The sequence below is a fragment of the Candidatus Pantoea deserta genome (genome assembly GCF_003813865.1).
Lineage (GTDB): Bacteria > Pseudomonadota > Gammaproteobacteria > Enterobacterales > Enterobacteriaceae > Pantoea > Pantoea deserta.
The window spans coordinates 114,418-132,172 of the sequence record NZ_RMVG01000001.1 but is presented as its reverse complement, the minus strand read 5'-3'; the positions used below and the strand labels follow the sequence as shown (position 1 = coordinate 132,172).

Annotated in this window: 16 protein-coding genes; all 16 read left to right on the top strand. The window is 59.2% G+C overall.

Going from position 1 to position 17,755, the window contains the following annotated elements; translation table 11 throughout:
• Position 1: 1 nt before the first annotated feature.
• Positions 2-493, top strand: a complete 492-nt coding sequence (ilvN, locus tag BBB56_RS00580) for an acetolactate synthase small subunit (protein ID WP_123798006.1) — start codon at positions 2-4, stop codon at positions 491-493.
• A 188-nt stretch (positions 494-681) separates the two neighbouring features.
• A complete protein-coding gene (gene cra / locus BBB56_RS00575; protein ID WP_123798005.1) occupies positions 682-1,692 on the top strand; it encodes a catabolite repressor/activator in 1,011 nt (336 codons plus the stop codon).
• A 486-nt stretch (positions 1,693-2,178) separates the two neighbouring features.
• Entirely contained in the window at positions 2,179-2,637 is a 459-nt protein-coding gene (gene mraZ, locus BBB56_RS00570) for a division/cell wall cluster transcriptional repressor MraZ (RefSeq protein ID WP_123798004.1), read from the top strand.
• Between the two features lie 2 nt (positions 2,638-2,639).
• The gene (gene rsmH / locus BBB56_RS00565; protein WP_123798003.1) at positions 2,640-3,581 is read left to right on the top strand and encodes a 16S rRNA (cytosine(1402)-N(4))-methyltransferase RsmH; all 942 of its coding nucleotides are present in this window, start codon (positions 2,640-2,642) and stop codon (positions 3,579-3,581) included.
• A complete protein-coding gene (gene ftsL / locus BBB56_RS00560) occupies positions 3,578-3,898 on the top strand; it encodes a cell division protein FtsL (protein ID WP_123798002.1) in 321 nt (106 codons plus the stop codon). Before rsmH ends, ftsL begins: the two co-directional genes overlap by 4 nt.
• A 16-nt stretch (positions 3,899-3,914) precedes the next feature.
• On the top strand, positions 3,915-5,681 hold the full coding sequence (ftsI, locus tag BBB56_RS00555; RefSeq protein ID WP_123798001.1) for a peptidoglycan DD-transpeptidase PBP3: 1,767 nt from the start codon (positions 3,915-3,917) through the stop codon (positions 5,679-5,681).
• Positions 5,668-7,155, top strand: coding sequence for a UDP-N-acetylmuramoyl-L-alanyl-D-glutamate--2,6-diaminopimelate ligase (gene murE / locus BBB56_RS00550; protein WP_123798000.1), 1,488 nt, complete (start codon positions 5,668-5,670; stop codon positions 7,153-7,155). The genes ftsI and murE overlap by 14 nt, the downstream gene beginning before the upstream one ends.
• Complete coding sequence (murF, locus tag BBB56_RS00545; RefSeq protein WP_123797999.1) at positions 7,152-8,510, top strand: UDP-N-acetylmuramoyl-tripeptide--D-alanyl-D-alanine ligase; 1,359 nt, start codon at positions 7,152-7,154, stop codon at positions 8,508-8,510. The genes murE and murF overlap by 4 nt, the downstream gene beginning before the upstream one ends.
• Positions 8,504-9,586 carry a phospho-N-acetylmuramoyl-pentapeptide-transferase gene (gene mraY, locus BBB56_RS00540; RefSeq protein ID WP_123797998.1) on the top strand — a complete coding sequence of 361 codons (1,083 nt, stop codon included), beginning with the start codon at positions 8,504-8,506 and terminating at the stop codon, positions 9,584-9,586. The genes murF and mraY overlap by 7 nt, the downstream gene beginning before the upstream one ends.
• Positions 9,587-9,588: 2 nt before the next feature.
• On the top strand, positions 9,589-10,905 hold the full coding sequence (gene murD / locus BBB56_RS00535; RefSeq protein WP_123797997.1) for a UDP-N-acetylmuramoyl-L-alanine--D-glutamate ligase: 1,317 nt from the start codon (positions 9,589-9,591) through the stop codon (positions 10,903-10,905).
• Positions 10,905-12,131: a cell division protein FtsW gene (gene ftsW, locus BBB56_RS00530; protein ID WP_123797996.1), complete on the top strand. Its 1,227-nt coding sequence runs from the start codon at positions 10,905-10,907 to the stop codon at positions 12,129-12,131. Before murD ends, ftsW begins: the two co-directional genes overlap by 1 nt.
• Complete coding sequence (gene murG, locus BBB56_RS00525) at positions 12,128-13,186, top strand: undecaprenyldiphospho-muramoylpentapeptide beta-N-acetylglucosaminyltransferase (protein ID WP_123797995.1); 1,059 nt, start codon at positions 12,128-12,130, stop codon at positions 13,184-13,186. The genes ftsW and murG overlap by 4 nt, the downstream gene beginning before the upstream one ends.
• Before the next feature lie 68 nt (positions 13,187-13,254).
• On the top strand, positions 13,255-14,733 hold the full coding sequence (murC, locus tag BBB56_RS00520; RefSeq protein ID WP_123797994.1) for a UDP-N-acetylmuramate--L-alanine ligase: 1,479 nt from the start codon (positions 13,255-13,257) through the stop codon (positions 14,731-14,733).
• Positions 14,723-15,643 (top strand): D-alanine--D-alanine ligase, encoded by a 921-nt coding sequence (locus tag BBB56_RS00515; RefSeq protein ID WP_123797993.1) that lies wholly within the window; start codon positions 14,723-14,725, stop codon positions 15,641-15,643. Before murC ends, BBB56_RS00515 begins: the two co-directional genes overlap by 11 nt.
• A 1-nt stretch (position 15,644) precedes the next feature.
• The gene (gene ftsQ, locus BBB56_RS00510; RefSeq protein WP_123797992.1) at positions 15,645-16,481 is read left to right on the top strand and encodes a cell division protein FtsQ; all 837 of its coding nucleotides are present in this window, start codon (positions 15,645-15,647) and stop codon (positions 16,479-16,481) included.
• Entirely contained in the window at positions 16,478-17,734 is a 1,257-nt protein-coding gene (gene ftsA, locus BBB56_RS00505; RefSeq protein ID WP_033749492.1) for a cell division protein FtsA, read from the top strand. Before ftsQ ends, ftsA begins: the two co-directional genes overlap by 4 nt.
• Positions 17,735-17,755 lie beyond the last annotated feature (21 nt).

Sequence of the window (17,755 nt, the reverse complement as noted above, 5' to 3'; positions counted from 1 at the left end):
TATGCGTCGTATTTTATCGGTTCTGCTGGAGAACGAATCCGGCGCATTGTCTCGCGTGGTCGGGCTTTTCTCCCAGCGCGGTTACAATATCGAAAGCCTGACCGTTGCGCCTACGGATGATCCGACGCTGTCGCGTATGACCATTCAGACCGTTGGCGATGAGAAGGTGCTGGAGCAGATTGAGAAACAGCTGCATAAGCTGGTCGATGTGCTGCGCGTCAGCGAACTGGGGCAGGGCGCTTACGTTGAGCGCGAAATTATGCTGGTGAAGTTGCAGGCGACCGGCTACGGTCGCGAAGAGATAAAGCGCAGCGCCGAAATCTTCCGCGGTCAGATTATCGATGTGACGCCGACGCTGTACACGGTTCAGCTCGCTGGCACCAGCGACAAACTCGACGCTTTTCTCAATACGGTACGTGAAGTCGCGGAGATTGTTGAAGTTGCCCGTTCCGGCATCGTCGGCGTCGCGCGCGGCGATCGCATTATGCGTTAATCACAGCAGGTTACTGTTGCTAACCCGGCGTAATGCCGGGTTTTTTTATTTTATGCGCTAAGTGAAGTTCAGTAAGAAAAGCGGTTGCTCAGCGCGGTTTTCTGCTGTTAGATGTTACAAACGAGTTATCCTTAGCTTAGTTGCGGTCATCGACAGCAGCTCGGCTTGCCGTGAAGAATGGAGTTATCGTGAAACTGGATGAAATCGCGCGCCTGGCGGGTGTGTCGCGCACCACGGCCAGCTATGTCATCAATGGTAAGGCGCGGCAGTATCGTGTCAGCGAAAAAACCGTTGAGAAGGTGATGGCGGTGGTGCGTGAGCATAATTATCACCCTAACGCGGTGGCCGCGGGCCTGCGCGCGGGCCGCACGCGCTCAATCGGCCTGGTGATCCCCGATCTGGAAAATACCAGCTATACCCGTATCGCCAACTATCTGGAACGCCAGGCGCGGCAGCGTGGTTATCAGCTGCTGATCGCCTGTTCGGAAGATCAGCCTGATAACGAAATGCGCTGTATTGAGCATCTGCTACAGCGTCAGGTTGACGCCATTATCGTTTCGACCTCTTTACCGCCTGAACACCCTTTTTATCAGCGCTGGATCAACGATCCGCTGCCTATTATCGCGCTGGACCGCGCGCTGGATCGTGAACACTTTACCAGCGTGGTGGGCGCCGATCAGGATGATGCTTTTACCCTGGCGGCTGAATTGCGTCAGCTTCCGGTGAAAAACGTGTTATTTCTCGGCGCGCTGCCGGAACTCTCCGTGAGCTTTCTGCGCGAAATGGGCTTTCGCGATGCCTGGAAAGAGGATCCGCGACCCGTCAGCTATATCTATTGCAACAGCTTTGACCGCGCCGCCGCCGCCGCGCTGTTTGAGCGCTATCTGGACGACCATGATATGCCAGAGGCGCTGTATACCACCTCGTTTGGCCTGCTTCAGGGCGTTATGGACGTCACGCTGAAACGTGACGGCCGGTTGCCGACCGAGCTGGCTATCGCGACCTTTGGCGACCATGAATTACTGGACTTTCTTGAGTGTCCCGTGCTGGCCGTTGGGCAGCGTCATCGTGATGTGGCGGAGCGCGTGCTGGAGTTAGTTCTTGCCTCGCTTGATGAACCCAGAAAACCGAAACCGGGATTAACGCGCATCCGCCGTAATTTATTCCGTCGCGGTCAGCTTAGCCGTAAAGTTAAATAGCGCTCGGGTGGCGATGACGCCGCCTGATAATTTTTTTGCCTGCGTCGTAGTTAATTTTGAGGGTAAAAAAGCGTAAATTTGCGACAACTTGTCTAACAAATTAGCAACGATATGAGGGTTAAATCACCACAACTCAGAGGTTTCTTTATCCTCCGGCCTGCCTGAAGCGGCTGGGCTTTCTTTCGGAAATCCCCTAAAATGCCGCCCTCGTCTCAGAAATGGGGAAGAATATAAGCGCGCAACCTCAGGTTTATTTTTAGACATTTTTTCAGACGCGCTGGTTTTTATTCCACAATTCATCAGGTTAATTTTTAAAAATCTCCTTTTCCCCCCTTTGCCAGTTTCAATCAGCGAAAAGAGCCCTTGTAAATAGTTATATTCCCGCCGCGCTTCGGCTTGACAAGGATTTCATCGCCTCCGTAAACTCGTGGCGTGGTAAAAAGTGGGATAAAGTGGTGAAAAAGGGCAGCTGAGGAGACGACTGGCATGTTCCGTGGAGCAACGTTAGTCAATCTCGACAGCAAGGGGCGACTGGCTGTACCAACGCGCTATCGCGAAACGCTGATCGGGGAAAGCCAGGGGCAGATGGTCTGTACCATCGACCTCCATCAGCCATGCCTGCTGCTTTATACCCTGCCCGAATGGGAAATCATTGAAAGAAAGCTGTCTCGCTTATCCAGCATGAACCCCGTCGAGCGTCGCGTACAGCGTTTGCTGCTGGGCCATGCCAGTGAGTGTCAGATGGATAACGCAGGCCGCTTACTGCTGGCGAATACGCTTCGTCAACACGCGCACCTGACGAAAGAAGTGATGCTGGTCGGCCAGTTCAACAAGTTTGAACTGTGGGATGAACAGACCTGGTATCAACAAGTTAAGGATGATATTGACGCAGAACAGTCGGCTCAGGAACCTTTGTCTGAGCGGTTGCAGGACTTGTCGCTATAGCTATGCAGGAAAATTTTAAACATACCACGGTGCTACTGGATGAGGCGGTTAACGGTCTCAATATCAGGGAAGACGGCATCTATATTGACGGCACCTTTGGTCGCGGCGGACATTCACGTTTAATTCTGTCGCAGCTGGGCGCGCAGGGGCGGCTTATCGCCATCGATCGCGACCCGCAAGCTATTGCCGCAGCCGCTGAGATCACCGATCCGCGTTTCTCTATTGTGCACGGTCCATTCTCCGCGCTGGCTGATTATGTCGAGGCGCGGGAACTTACGGGCAAGATCGACGGTATTCTGCTTGACCTGGGCGTCTCCTCGCCGCAGCTGGACGACGCCGAGCGCGGCTTTTCTTTTATGCGCGACGGGCCGCTGGATATGCGTATGGACCCCACGCGCGGCCATTCCGCTGCCGAGTGGCTATTGAATGCAGAGGAAGCGGACATCGCTTTTGTGCTGAAGACCTACGGCGAGGAGCGCTTTGCGAAACGTATCGCGCGCGCCATTGTCGAGCGCAACCGCGAGCAGCCGATGACGCGCACCAAAGAGCTGGCCGAGGTGATCGCGGCGGCCACGCCGGTAAAAGATAAGTTCAAGCACCCGGCGACGCGCAGTTTTCAGGCGATCCGTATCTGGATCAACAGCGAGCTGGAAGAGATCGACACGGCGCTCAAAGGCGCGGTCGCGGTGCTGGCGCCGGCAGGGCGTCTGTCCGTGATCAGTTTCCATTCGCTGGAGGACCGGCTGGTGAAACGCTTTATGCGCGACCAGAGCCGCGGCCCGCAGGTGCCGGCGGGCATTCCAATGACCGAAGCCCAGCTCAAGGCCTTAGGCGGCCGTCAGCTGAAACTGCTGGGCAAGATGACGCCGGGCGAAGCGGAAGTGGCCGATAACCCGCGCGCGCGCAGTTCCGTATTGCGCATTGCGGAGAGAACCGACGCATGATTGGCAACGAACGTCACAGCCTGCCGGGCGTCATTGGCGGCGATCTGCTGCGATTCGGCAAAGTCCCGGTGATTTTGCTGATCGCCGTTCTGGTGTCGGCGGTGATGGTCGTGACGACAACGCATAAAACGCGTCTGCTCACGGCGCAGCGTGAACAGCTGGTGCTGGAGCGCGACGCGCTGGATATTGAATGGCGCAACCTGATCCTGGAAGAGAACGCGCTGGGCGATCACAGTCGGGTAGAGCGAATCGCCACCGAAAAGTTGCAGCTACGCCACGTTGATCCGTCACAGGAAAATATCGTGGTACAGAAATAAGGAACGCGAGATCGCAATGAGCGGCGCAAGCAAAACGCTGAAGTCGAGAAAACAGGAAGACAAGGCCAGCTTTGTAAGCTGGCGTTTTGCGTTGCTGTGCGGCTGTATTTTACTGGCGCTGGGCGGTCTGCTGTCGCGTGTCGCCTGGCTCCAGGTGATTAGCCCGGACAAGCTGGTTAAAGAGGGCGACTTGCGCTCTTTACGCGTCCAGGCGATTCCGACCGCGCGCGGCATGATCAGCGATCGCGCCGGGCGTCCGCTGGCGGTCAGCGTGCCGGTTAATGCCATCTGGGCCGATCCGAAAGAGCTGCATGATGCGGGCGGCGTGACGCTCGACAGTCGCTGGAAGGCGCTCGCCGACGCGCTCTCGATTCCTCTCGATCAGCTGGCGACGCGCGTCAACGCCAACCCTAAAGGGCGTTTTATCTATCTGGCGCGTCAGGTGAGTCCCGCTATCAGCGACTACATCAAAAAACTCAAGCTGCCAGGCATTCATCTGCGCGAAGAGTCGCGCCGCTACTATCCGGCCGGTCAGGTGACTTCTCATCTGATCGGCTTTACCAATATTGACGGCCAGGGCATCGAGGGCATCGAAAAGAGCTTCGATAAATGGCTGACCGGCGCGCCGGGCGAGCGTACGGTGCGTAAAGACCGCTACGGCCGCGTGATTGAAGACATCTCATCCGTAGACAGCCGCGCCGCCCATAACCTCACGCTGAGCATTGATGAGCGTTTACAGGCGCTGGTTTACCGCGAACTCAATAACGCGGTGGCGTTCAACAAGGCCGAGTCCGGCACGGCCGTCCTGGTGGACGTCAGTACCGGCGAAGTGCTGGCAATGGCCAACAGCCCGGCCTACAACCCCAACAATCTCAGCAACACGCCCAAAGAGCTGATGCGCAACCGCGCCATCACCGACATTTTCGAGCCGGGTTCCACTGTGAAGCCGATGGTGGTTATGACGGCGCTTCAGCGCGGCGTGGTGCGTGAAAACAGCGTGCTGAATACCGTGCCTTATCGCGTTAACGGCCACGAGATTAAAGACGTGGCGCGCTACAACGAACTGACCCTTACCGGGGTTTTACAGAAGTCGAGTAACGTCGGGGTTTCACGACTGGCGTTAGCGATGCCCTCCTCAGCGCTGGTAGAAACTTACGCGCGCTTTGGACTGGGTAAACCGACCAATTTGGGGCTGGTCGGGGAAAGTAGTGGCTTATACCCTCAAAAACAACGGTGGTCTGACATAGAGAGGGCCACCTTCTCTTTCGGCTACGGGCTAATGGTAACGCCGTTACAGTTAGCGCGAGTCTACGCAACCATCGGCAGCTACGGCATTTACCGGCCGCTGTCGATTACCAAAGTCGATCCCCCCGTGGCGGGCGAACGCGTGTTCCCGGAATCGCTGGTTAAAACCGTGGTTCATATGATGGAAAGCGTGGCGCTGCCGGGCGGGGGCGGTGTGAAAGCGGCCATTAAAGGCTATCGCATCGCGATTAAAACCGGTACGGCGAAAAAAGTCGGCCCGGATGGTCGCTACGTCAATAAATATATTGCTTATACCGCAGGCGTCGCGCCTGCCAGTCATCCTCGTTTTGCGCTGGTGGTGGTGATCAACGATCCCCAGGCCGGTAAATATTACGGTGGTGCGGTTTCCGCGCCGGTGTTCGGTGCCATCATGGGCGGCGTGCTTCGCACCATGAACATTGAGCCGGATGCGTTGCCGACCAATGACAAAAACGAGCTGGTGACTAACAGAAGTGAGGAAAAAAGTGACAGATCGTAACCTGCGCGACTTGCTGGACCCGTGGGTGCCAGGCGCGCCGGCGCGTCCCCTGGGTGACATGACACTGGACAGCCGCAAGGCGGCATCCGGCGATCTGTTTGTGGCCGTTGCCGGCCACCATGCCGACGGACGGCGGTTTATTCCGCAGGCTATCGCTCAGGGGGTTGCCGCGGTGATCGCGGAAGCCGAGGGCGAAGCCCGCGATGGCGATATTCGGGAAGCGCATGGCGTGCCGGTGGTTTATCTGGCGCAGCTACAGCAGCGCCTCTCCGCGCTGGCGGGGCGCTTTTACGGCCAGCCCGGCGAAAAGCAGAAGCTGATCGGCGTGACCGGCACCAACGGCAAAACCACCACGACCCAGCTGCTGGCGCAGTGGGCGCAGCTGCTGGGTGAAACCGGCGCGGTGATGGGAACGGTAGGCAACGGCCTGCTCGGACAGCTGACGGCCAGCGAGAACACCACGGGATCGGCCGTTGAGGTTCAGCACCTGTTGCAGGAGCTGGCGCAACAGGGCGCCACGCTGACCGCCATGGAAGTCTCTTCACACGGGCTGGTGCAGCATCGCGTCGCGGCGCTGCCGTTCGCGGCGGCGGTCTTTACCAATCTGAGCCGCGATCACCTCGACTATCACGGTGATATGCAGGCCTACGAATCGGCTAAAAAACGACTGTTTACCGAGCATCAGGTCGGCGCCATGATCCTGAACGCCGATGACGACGTTGGCCGCCGCTGGCTGGCGACGCTGCCCGATGCCGTGGCCGTAACGATGGCGGGCAACTTGCAGCCTGGCTGCCATGGCCGATGGGTCAAGGCCGATGAGGTCGCTTACCGCGACAATGGCGCGCATATCCGCTTTAGCTCCAGCTGGGGCGACGGCGAAATAAACAGCCGTCTGATGGGGGCGTTTAACGTCAGCAATCTGCTGCTGGCCTTCGCCACGCTGCTGTCGCTGGGTTATCCCCTGGCCGATCTGTTGCAGACGGCCCCGCAGCTTCAGCCGGTATGCGGTCGCATGGAAGTCTTCAGCGCGCAGGGCAAGCCGACCGTGGTCGTGGATTACGCGCATACGCCGGACGCGCTGGAAAAAGCGCTGGAGGCCGCGCGCCTGCACTGTAAAGGCAAGCTGTGGTGCGTGTTTGGCTGCGGCGGCGATCGCGATAAAGGCAAGCGCCCATTAATGGGCGCAATTGCCGAACAGTTCGCCGACGTAGTGGTTATCACCGATGACAACCCGCGCAGCGAAGATCCGCAGGCTATCGTCAACGACATTCTGACCGGTCTGCTTGAGCCGCATCGCGCGCGCGTGATGGCCGGACGTGCGCAAGCGGTCACTAACGCTGTTTTGCAGGCGCAGCCAGACGACATCGTTCTGGTGGCAGGCAAAGGTCATGAAGATTATCAAATCGTGGGAAATCGTCGTCTGGACTACTCTGACCGCGCCACGGTTGCCGCGTTATTAGGAGTGACGGCATGATCCCGGTTTCCCTGAAAACTCTGGCCGACATCAGCGGCGGCGCGCTTCACGGCGGCGATTTGACGTTTAACGACGTCACCACCGATACGCGCAAAGTGACGCAGGGCAGCCTGTTTGTCGCGCTGGTGGGCGAGCGGTTTGACGCCCATGATTTTGCTGCTGACGCGATTGCCAGCGGCGCGCAGGCGCTGTTAGTGAGTAAGTATTTACACGTCTCTGTACCCCAGGTGGTGGTCGCCGACACCCGTATCGCCTTCGGCAAGCTGGCCGCATGGGTGCGCCAGCAGTCGAAAGCGCGCGTCGTGGCGCTGACCGGTTCCTCTGGCAAAACGTCGGTAAAAGAGATGACGGCGGCCATCCTGCGCGAATGTGGCGAAACGCTCTACACCGCCGGCAACCTGAATAACGATTTCGGCGTGCCCATGACGCTGCTGCGCCTGACGCCGCAGCATCAGTACGCGGTGATCGAACTCGGCGCCAATCATCAGGGCGAGATCGCCTATACCACCGAGCTGACGCGGCCAGAGAGCGCGCTGGTTAATAACCTGGCGGCGGCGCATCTGGAAGGTTTCGGCTCGCTGGCAGGCGTGGCGAAGGCCAAAGGCGAGATTTTTTACGGGCTGCCGGCCAACGGCACCGCCATCCTCAATGCCGACAGCAATGACTGGCCGCACTGGCAGGCGAACCTGCACGGCAAACGCGTCTGGCGCTTTTCACCTCAGGCCGCAGAGAGCGACTTCACCGCGCGTGACGTCCGCATGGGCGTAGACGGAACGCACTTCACTATGCAGACGCCGCAGGGCGACATCGCCGTCACGCTGCCGCTGCCTGGCCGCCATAACATCGCTAACGCGCTGGCCGCAGCCGCGCTGGCGCTGTCGGTCGATGCGCCGCTCAGCGCGATCCAGAATGGTCTGAAAAAGTTGCAGGCCGTACCAGGGCGTTTGTTCCCCATTCGCCTTGCCGAACAGCAGTTGCTGCTGGATGACAGCTATAACGCCAACGTGGGGTCGATGACGGCCGCCGCGCAGGTACTGGGCGAAATGCCCGGCTATCGCGTGATGGTGGTGGGCGATATGGCGGAACTGGGTGATGAGGCTGAGCAGTGTCACCGTGAAGTTGGACTCGCGGCCAGGGCCGCAGGCGTCGATCGCGTCCTGAGCGTAGGAGCGTTAAGCGCGCACATTAGTGAAAGCAGCGGGGTTGGCGAACATTTCGACAACAAAACCGCACTGACTGAACGTTTACGGACGCTGTTGTCCGAACATCGGGAATTAACCGTTTTGATAAAAGGTTCTCGCAGCGCCGCCATGGAGCAGGTCGTGCAGAACTTACAGGAGATGGGCACATGTTAGTCTGGCTGGCCGAGCATCTGGTCGCTTTTTATTCCGGCTTTAACGTCTTTTCATATCTGACGTTTCGCGCCATTGTCAGCCTGCTGACCGCGTTATTTATTTCACTGTGGATGGGACCGCGCCTGATCGCCTGGCTGCAAAAACTGCAAATCGGTCAGGTGGTGCGCAACGACGGTCCGGAGTCGCACTTCAGCAAGCGCGGCACGCCGACCATGGGCGGGATCATGATCCTTACCTCTATTACCGTATCGGTGCTGATGTGGGCTTATCCGTCTAACCCTTACGTCTGGTGCGTGCTGGTGGTGCTGGTTGGCTTCGGCATCATCGGTTTTGTTGACGACTACCGCAAGGTAGTGCGTAAAGATACCAAAGGGTTGATCGCGCGCTGGAAATACTTCTGGATGTCGGTGATTTCGCTGGGCGTGGCTTTTGCGCTCTATGCCGCCGGTAATGAAACGCCTGCGACGCAGCTGGTGGTGCCTTTCTTTAAGGACATTATGCCGCAGCTCGGCCTGTTCTATGTCGTGCTGGCCTACTTTGTCATCGTCGGCACCGGCAATGCGGTAAATCTTACCGACGGCCTGGACGGTCTGGCCATTATGCCGACCGTCTTTGTGGCCGCTGGCTTTGCGCTGGTCGCCTGGGCGACGGGTAACGTGAAGTTCGCGGAGTATCTGCATATTCCCTATCTGCGCCACGCGGGCGAGCTGGTAATTGTCTGTACCGCTATTGTCGGGGCAGGGCTGGGGTTCCTGTGGTTTAACACCTATCCGGCGCAGGTCTTTATGGGCGACGTCGGATCGCTGGCGCTGGGCGGCGCGCTGGGTACGCTGGCCGTCCTGCTGCGCCAGGAGTTTTTGCTGGTGATTATGGGCGGCGTGTTTGTCGTCGAGACGCTGTCGGTCATTCTTCAGGTGGGATCGTTCAAACTGCGCGGCCAGCGTATTTTTCGCATGGCGCCTATCCATCATCACTATGAACTGAAAGGCTGGCCGGAACCGCGCGTGATTGTGCGCTTCTGGATTATCTCGTTGATGCTGGTGCTGATTGGCCTGGCCACGCTGAAGGTACGTTAATCATGGCTGACTATCGGGGCAGAAAAGTTGTCATTATTGGGTTAGGCCTGACCGGGCTTTCCTGTGTTGATTTCTTTTTAGCGCAAGGCGTCACGCCGCGCGTGATGGACACCCGTGTCTCGCCGCCGGGCCTCGATAAGCTCCCTGAGCAGGTCGAACGCTACACCGGCGGCTTAAACAGCGACTGGCTGCTGGCGGCCGATCTGATTGTCGCCAGTCCGGGCATGGCCCTGGCGCACCCGGCATTAAGCGAAGCGGCAGAGGCGGGGATTGAAATCGTCGGCGACATCGAGCTGTTCTGCCGTGAAGCGCAGGCGCCGATCGTGGCGATCACCGGCTCGAACGGCAAAAGCACCGTGACCACGCTGGTGGGCGAAATGGCGCAGGCCGCAGGATGGCAGGTCGGCGTCGGGGGCAATATCGGCCTGCCCGCGCTGACGCTGCTGAAATCGCCTGCGCAGCTCTACGTGCTGGAGCTGTCCAGCTTTCAGCTGGAAACCACCTGGAGCCTGAAGGCCGCGGCAGCCACCATTCTTAACGTTACCGAAGATCATATGGATCGCTACCCGCTTGGCATGCAGCAGTATCGCGCCGCCAAGCTGCGTATTTATGAAAATGCGCAGGTCCGCGTGGTTAACGCCGACGACGCGATGACCATGCCGGTGCGCGGCGTCGACGCGCGCTGCGTCAGCTTTGGTATCGACGTCGGCGACTACCATCTGAATCGCCAGCAGGGCGCCACCTGGCTGCGCGTGAAGGGCGAGAAAGTGCTGAACACGGATGAAATGAAGCTGGTCGGCCAGCATAACTACACCAATGCGCTGGCGGCGCTGGCGCTGGCGGATGCCGTAGGACTGCCGCGCGCGTCAAGCCTGGCGGCGCTTACCGCTTTCAGCGGCCTGGCGCATCGCTTCCAGCTGGCGCACGAGTCTCGCGGCGTGCGCTGGATCAACGATTCCAAAGCTACCAACGTCGGCAGCACCGAAGCGGCGCTGAATGGTTTGCAGGTAAAAGGCACGCTGTGGCTGCTGCTGGGCGGCGACGGCAAATCCGCCGACTTTTCACCGCTGGCGCGCTACGTGCAGAATGAAAAGGTTCGCCTTTACTGCTTCGGTCGCGATGGCGATGCGCTGGCTGCGCTGCGCCCGGACAATGCGGTACGCACCGAGACGATGGAACAGGCGATGGCGCTGATTGCGCCGCAGGTTCAGCCGGGCGATATGGTGCTGCTGTCGCCTGCCTGCGCCAGCCTCGATCAGTTCCGTAACTTTGAACAGCGCGGCGACCGCTTTGCGCAGCTGGCGAAGGAGTTAGGCTGATGCGTATTCCTGGCGCTGGCCTTGTCGTCAGCCTCTCCGTTTTTATCGCCAGCCGTCTGAAAGACTGGGTAATGGGCGCGCGCGAAAGCGATGACTCCGCGCTGGTGCTCTATGACCGCACGCTGTTATGGCTGACCTTTGGTCTGGCGATTGTGGGTTTTGTGATGGTGACCTCGGCCTCGATGCCGGTTGGACAGCGCCTGAACGACGATCCGTTTTATTTCGCCAAGCGTGACGCCTTTTATATCGCGCTGGGCCTGGGCATCGCGCTGGTGACCCTGCGCGTGCCGATGGATTTCTGGCAGCGCTACAGCAATGCGATGCTGCTGGCCTCGATTGTGATGCTGCTCATCGTGCTGGTGGTCGGCAGCTCAGTAAACGGCGCGTCACGCTGGATTGCCCTCGGCCCGCTGCGTATTCAGCCGGCGGAGCTGTCGAAGCTCTCTCTGTTCTGCTACCTCGCCAGCTATCTGGTGCGCAAAGTCGAAGAGGTGCGCAATAACTTCTGGGGTTTCTGCAAACCCATGGGCGTGATGGTGATCCTGGCGGTGCTGCTGCTGGCGCAGCCGGACCTCGGTACGGTGGTGGTGCTGTTCGTTACCACGCTGGCCATGCTGTTCCTGGCCGGCGCGAAGCTGTGGCAGTTTCTGGCCATTATCGGCTCCGGCATCTTTGCCGTGGTGCTGCTGATCATCGCTGAACCTTATCGTATGCGCCGCGTGACCTCCTTCTGGAATCCCTGGGAGGATCCCTTCGGCAGCGGCTATCAGCTGACTCAGTCGCTGATGGCGTTCGGCCGGGGCGAGTTCTGGGGCCAGGGGTTAGGCAACTCGGTACAGAAACTGGAATATCTGCCGGAAGCGCACACCGACTTTATCTTCTCCATCATCGGCGAAGAGCTGGGTTATATCGGTGTGGTTTTGGCGTTGTTGATGGTATTCTTCGTAGCTTTTCGTGCGATGTCGATTGGCCGCCGCGCGCTGGAGATTGACCAGCGTTTTTCCGGCTTCCTCGCCTGTTCGATCGGCGTGTGGTTCAGCTTTCAGGCGCTGGTAAACGTCGGGGCCGCGGCAGGTATGCTGCCGACCAAAGGCCTGACGCTGCCGCTGATCAGCTACGGGGGATCCAGTCTGCTGATTATGTCGACCGCCATCGTATTTTTGCTGCGTATTGATTATGAAACGCGCCTGACCAAAGCGCAGGCGTTTACCCGAGGTGCGCGATGAGTGGGAAGCGTTTGATGGTGATGGCGGGCGGAACGGGCGGACATGTCTTCCCCGGTCTGGCCGTCGCCCATCATCTGATGGAGCAGGGATGGCAGGTTCGCTGGCTCGGCACCGCCGATCGTATGGAAGCGGATCTGGTGCCAAAGCACGGCATTGAGATCGACTTTATCCGCATCAGCGGCCTGCGCGGCAAAGGCGTTAAGGCGTTGCTGCTGGCGCCGATGCGTATTTTTAACGCCTGGCGACAGGCGCGCGCCATTATGCGGGCGTGGAAGCCGGATGTGGTGCTGGGCATGGGCGGCTACGTCTCTGGCCCTGGCGGGCTGGCGGCATGGAGCTGCGGCATCCCGGTGGTGCTGCATGAGCAGAACGGCATCGCCGGACTGACCAATAAATGGCTGGCGAAGATCGCCAGCAAGGTGATGCAGGCGTTTCCCGGCGCTTTTCCCCATGCTGATGTGGTGGGCAATCCCGTGCGCACCGATGTGCTGGCGCTGCCGCTGCCGGAGCAGCGGCTGGCGAATCGCAGCGGTCCGATCCGCGTGCTGGTGGTAGGCGGAAGCCAGGGCGCGCGCGTGCTTAACCAGACGCTGCCGCAGGTCGCCGCCGCGCTGGGCGACAGCATTACGCTGTGGCATCAGACCGGCAAAGGCGCGCAGCAGGAAGTCATGCGGGCCTATCAGCAGGCGGGGCAGCCGCAGCACAAGGTCACGGAATTTATCGACGATATGGCCGCCGCCTACGCCTGGGCCGATGTAGTGGTGTGCCGCTCCGGCGCGCTTACCGTCAGCGAAGTGGCCGCCGCAGGCTTACCGGCGATCTTCGTGCCTTTTCAGCATAAAGATCGTCAGCAGTACTGGAATGCGCTGCCGCTGGAAAAAGCGGGCGCGGCCAAAATTTTAGAGCAGCCGCAGTTTACTGCGGATGCCGTGGCGGAAACGCTGCGCCGCTGGGATCGTCCTGCGCTGATGCGCATGGCGGCACAGGCTCGCCAGGTGGCGATTCCGGATGCGACCGAACGGGTCGCGCTGGAAGTGGCGCGCACCGCAAAGTGAACAATCGGGCCAGCATGGCTGGCCTGTGCCGAACAGGCACGGATTAAGATGACAGGTAACTGAAAAGAATGAATACACAACAACTGGCAAAACTGCGCTCCATTGTGCCCGAGATGCGTCGCGTCCGGCACATTCACTTTGTCGGCATCGGCGGTGCCGGCATGGGCGGTATTGCCGAAGTGTTGGCGAACGAGGGTTATCACATCAGCGGCTCCGATCTGGCGCCGAATGCGGTGACGCAGCATCTGACGGGGTTGGGTGCGACCATCTATTTTAACCATCGTCCGGAAAACGTTACCGACGCCAGCGTTGTTGTGGTCTCCAGCGCGGTGGCGCAGGACAATCCTGAACTGGTCGCGGCACGCGAACAGCGCATTCCGGTGATCCGTCGCGCTGAGATGCTGGCGGAGCTGATGCGTTTCCGCCACGGCATCGCCATTGCCGGCACGCACGGGAAAACCACGACCACCGCGATGGTGTCGAGCATTTATGCCGAAGGCGGGCTGGATCCCACTTTCGTCAACGGCGGACTGGTGAAGGCCGCAGGCACGCATGCGCGTCTGGGCAGCAGCCGCTATTTGATTGCCGAAGCGGACGAGAGCGACGCCTCTTTCCTGCATCTACAGCCTATGGTGGCGGTGGTAACCAATATCGAAGCCGACCACATGGACACCTATCAGGGCGATTTCGAGAACCTGAAGCAGACCTTTATTAATTTTCTGCACAACCTGCCGTTTTATGGCCGCGCCGTTATGTGCATTGACGATGCCGTGATCCGCGATTTAATTCCGCGCGTTGGCCGTCATATCACCACTTATGGCTTCAGCGAAGATGCTGACGTGCGTATCGAACACTATGAGCAGCGCGGCGCGCAGGGACACTTTACGCTGGCGCGTCATGACAAACCGCGTTTGCAGGTAACGCTTAACGCGCCGGGTCGCCACAATGCGCTGAACGCGGCGGCGGCCGTGGCGGTGGCAAGCGAAGAGGGCATCGACGACAACGCCATCCTCGCCGCGCTGGAGAGCTTCCAGGGAACCGGACGCCGGTTCGACGTGCTGGGCGAGTTCCCCACGGAGCCGGTTAACGGCCAGCCGGGCAAAGCGATGCTGGTAGATGACTACGGCCACCATCCGACCGAAGTCGACGCCACTATCAAAGCCGCTCGCGCGGGCTGGCCTGATAAGCGCCTGGTTATGGTGTTTCAGCCGCACCGCTATACGCGCACCCGCGATCTGTTTGATGACTTTGCCAACGTGCTGTCGCAGGTCGACGTGCTGCTGATGCTGGATGTCTATTCCGCCGGCGAAGCGCCGATCCCCGGCGCAGACAGCCGCGCGCTCTGCCGCTCTATTCGCGGTCGCGGCAAGGTGGATCCCGTGCTGGTGCCGGAGCATGACGCGCTGCCGGAGATGCTGGCGCCGCTGCTGTCGGGCAACGATCTGATTCTGGTGCAGGGGGCCGGTAACGTCGGCAAGGTGGCGCGCAAGCTGGCGGAGTGCAAATTGCAGCCGGAGCGTAAAGCGGAGGCGCGTCATGACGGATAAAGTTGCTGTTCTGATGGGCGGAACCTCAGCGGAGCGCGACGTTTCGCTGATGTCAGGCAAGGCCGTGCTGGCGGGCCTGCGCGAAGCGGGCGTAGATGCGCACGCGATTGATACGCGCGACGTGTCGGTGCTGACGCTGAAAGAGCAGGGCTTTACCTCTGCCTTTATCGCGCTGCACGGACGCGGCGGCGAAGACGGCACGCTACAGGCGATGCTGGAGTTTTTGCAGCTGCCCTATACCGGCAGCGGCGTGATGGCGTCGGCTATCACCATGGATAAGCTGCGCACCAAACTGCTGTGGCAGGGGCGCGGGCTGCCGACGGGACGTTTTGTCTGGCTGACGCGTCAGCAGTATCAGGCGGGCCTGGATGCGGCAACGCGTGACGCTATTGCCGCGCTGGGCCTGCCGCTGTTTGTGAAGCCCAGCAGCGAAGGATCAAGCGTGGGCATCAGCCGGGTTAATACGCCAGATGATTTGCCCGCTGCGCTGGAAGAGGCGTTTCGTCACGACGGCGACGTGCTGGTCGAGGCCTTTCTCAGCGGCGGCGAGTACACGGTCGGCATCGTCGGCGATCGCATTTTGCCGTCAATACGCATTCAGACCGCCAGCGAGTTTTATGACTATGAAGCAAAATACATTTCTGACGATACTCAATACTTCTGCCCGGCAGGATTGAGCGCGGAAAAAGAGGCGGAGCTACAAACGCTGGTGCTGGATGCCTGGCGCGCGCTGGGCTGTAGCGGCTGGGGCCGCGTCGACGTGATGACCGACAGCGAAGGCAACTTCCAGCTGCTGGAAGTGAATACCTCGCCGGGCATGACCAGTCATAGCCTGGTGCCGATGGCGGCCAGAGAGGCGGGAATCTCTTTCTCGCAGCTGGTGGCGCGTATTCTGGAACTGGCTGACTGATATGTCACAGGCGGCACTGAACGCACGGAACCGCGAGCCCCAGGAGCGTGTGCGCACGGGGCGCAGCAACGGGGCCAGACTTTTCGGCATCGTTTTTTTGCTGATGGTCATTGGCATTATGATTTTTGGCGGGCTGGTGGTGCTGAAGTGGATGAACGACGCATCACGGCTGCCGCTTTCGCGACTGGTGGTGACGGGCGAGACCCACTACACCACGCACGATGATATTCGTCAGGCGATTCTGTCGCTGGGGGCGCCGGGGACCTTTATGTCGCAGGACGTGAATATCATCCAGCAGCAGATTGAGCGTTTGCCCTGGATTAAACAGGTCAGCGTGCGCAAACAGTGGCCGGACGAGCTGAAAATTCATCTGGTGGAGTATGTGCCGGTGGCGCGCTGGAACGATGTGCATATGGTCGACGCCGACGGCGTGTCGTTCAGCCTGCCTGCCAGCCATATCGGCAAAGAGGCGATGCCGATGCTCTACGGGCCGGAAGGCAGCGAGAAAGAGGTGCTGGCGGGGTACCACAGCATGAGCGACGTGCTGAAAGCGAACAAGTTTACCCTGAAGGTGGCGTCGATGACGGCACGGCGTTCGTGGCAGCTGGTGACCAGCGACGATATTCGCATCGAGTTGGGGCGCGGCGAGCCGATGAAGCGTCTGAACCGATTTATTGAGCTTTACCCGGCGTTGCAGCAGCAGGGGCAGGCCGAGCATAACCGTATCAGCTACGTTGATTTGCGATACGACTCTGGCGCGGCGGTAGGCTGGACGCCGGAGCCGGTAGAGCTTCAGGACAGTAATCAGCAACAAAACCAGGCACAGGCTAAACAATGATCAAGGCAACGGACAGAAAACTGGTAGTTGGACTCGAAATTGGCACCGCGAAGGTTGCCGCCCTGGTTGGGGAAATTCTGCCCGATGGTATGGTCAACATTATCGGGGTGGGCAGCTGCCCGTCTCGCGGTATGGATAAAGGCGGCGTAAACGATCTTGAATCGGTGGTGAAATGCGTACAGCGCGCTATCGATCAGGCCGAGCTGATGGCGGATTGCCAGATCTCATCCGTCTATCTGGCGCTGTCGGGCAAACATATCAGCTGCCAGAACGAAATCGGGATGGTTCCGATTTCCGAAGAGGAAGTGACTCAGGATGATGTGGAAAACGTCGTACACACTGCAAAGTCAGTGCGCGTGCGCGATGAGCACCGCATCCTGCATGTTATTCCTCAGGAATATGCTATCGATTATCAGGAAGGCATTAAAAATCCGGTTGGTCTGTCGGGCGTGCGCATGCAGGCAAAAGTGCACCTGATCACCTGTCACAACGACATGGCAAAAAATATTGTCAAAGCCGTTGAACGATGTGGCCTGAAAGTTGACCAATTGATTTTTGCCGGACTGGCGTCCAGTTTCGCCGTATTAACTGAAGACGAACGTGAACTCGGCGTCTGTGTTGTTGACGTCGGTGGCGGTACAATGGACATCGCTGTCTACACCGGCGGTGCGCTGCGTCACACCAAAGTGATTCCCTATGCAGGGAATGTGGTGACCAGCGACATCGCCTACGCCTTCGGCACGCCTCCGACCGATGCGGAAGCGATTAAGGTGCGCCACGGCTGCGCGCTCGGTTCGATCGTCGGCAAAGACGAAAATGTCGAAGTTCCCAGCGTTGGCGGACGTCCGCCGCGCAGTTTACAGCGACAGACGCTGGCGGAAGTGATCGAGCCGCGATACACCGAATTGCTGAATCTGGTTAACGATGAGATTCTGCAACTACAGGAACAACTGCGTCAGCAGGGCGTTAAGCATCATCTGGCGGCGGGTATCGTGCTGACCGGAGGCGCGGCGCAGATTGAAGGGCTGGCTGCCTGCGCGCAACGCGTATTTCATACGCAGGTGCGCATTGGGCAACCGCTCAATATCACAGGATTGACGGATTACGCGCAGGAACCTTATTACTCAACCGCAGTGGGACTGCTGCATTACGGCAAAGAGTCCCATATGAACGGCGATGCAGAAACCGAAAAACGTGCATCGGTGGGCAACTGGTTCAAGCGCATCAATAGCTGGTTAAAGAAAGAATTTTGATTTTAGAAAGGAGACCATGCC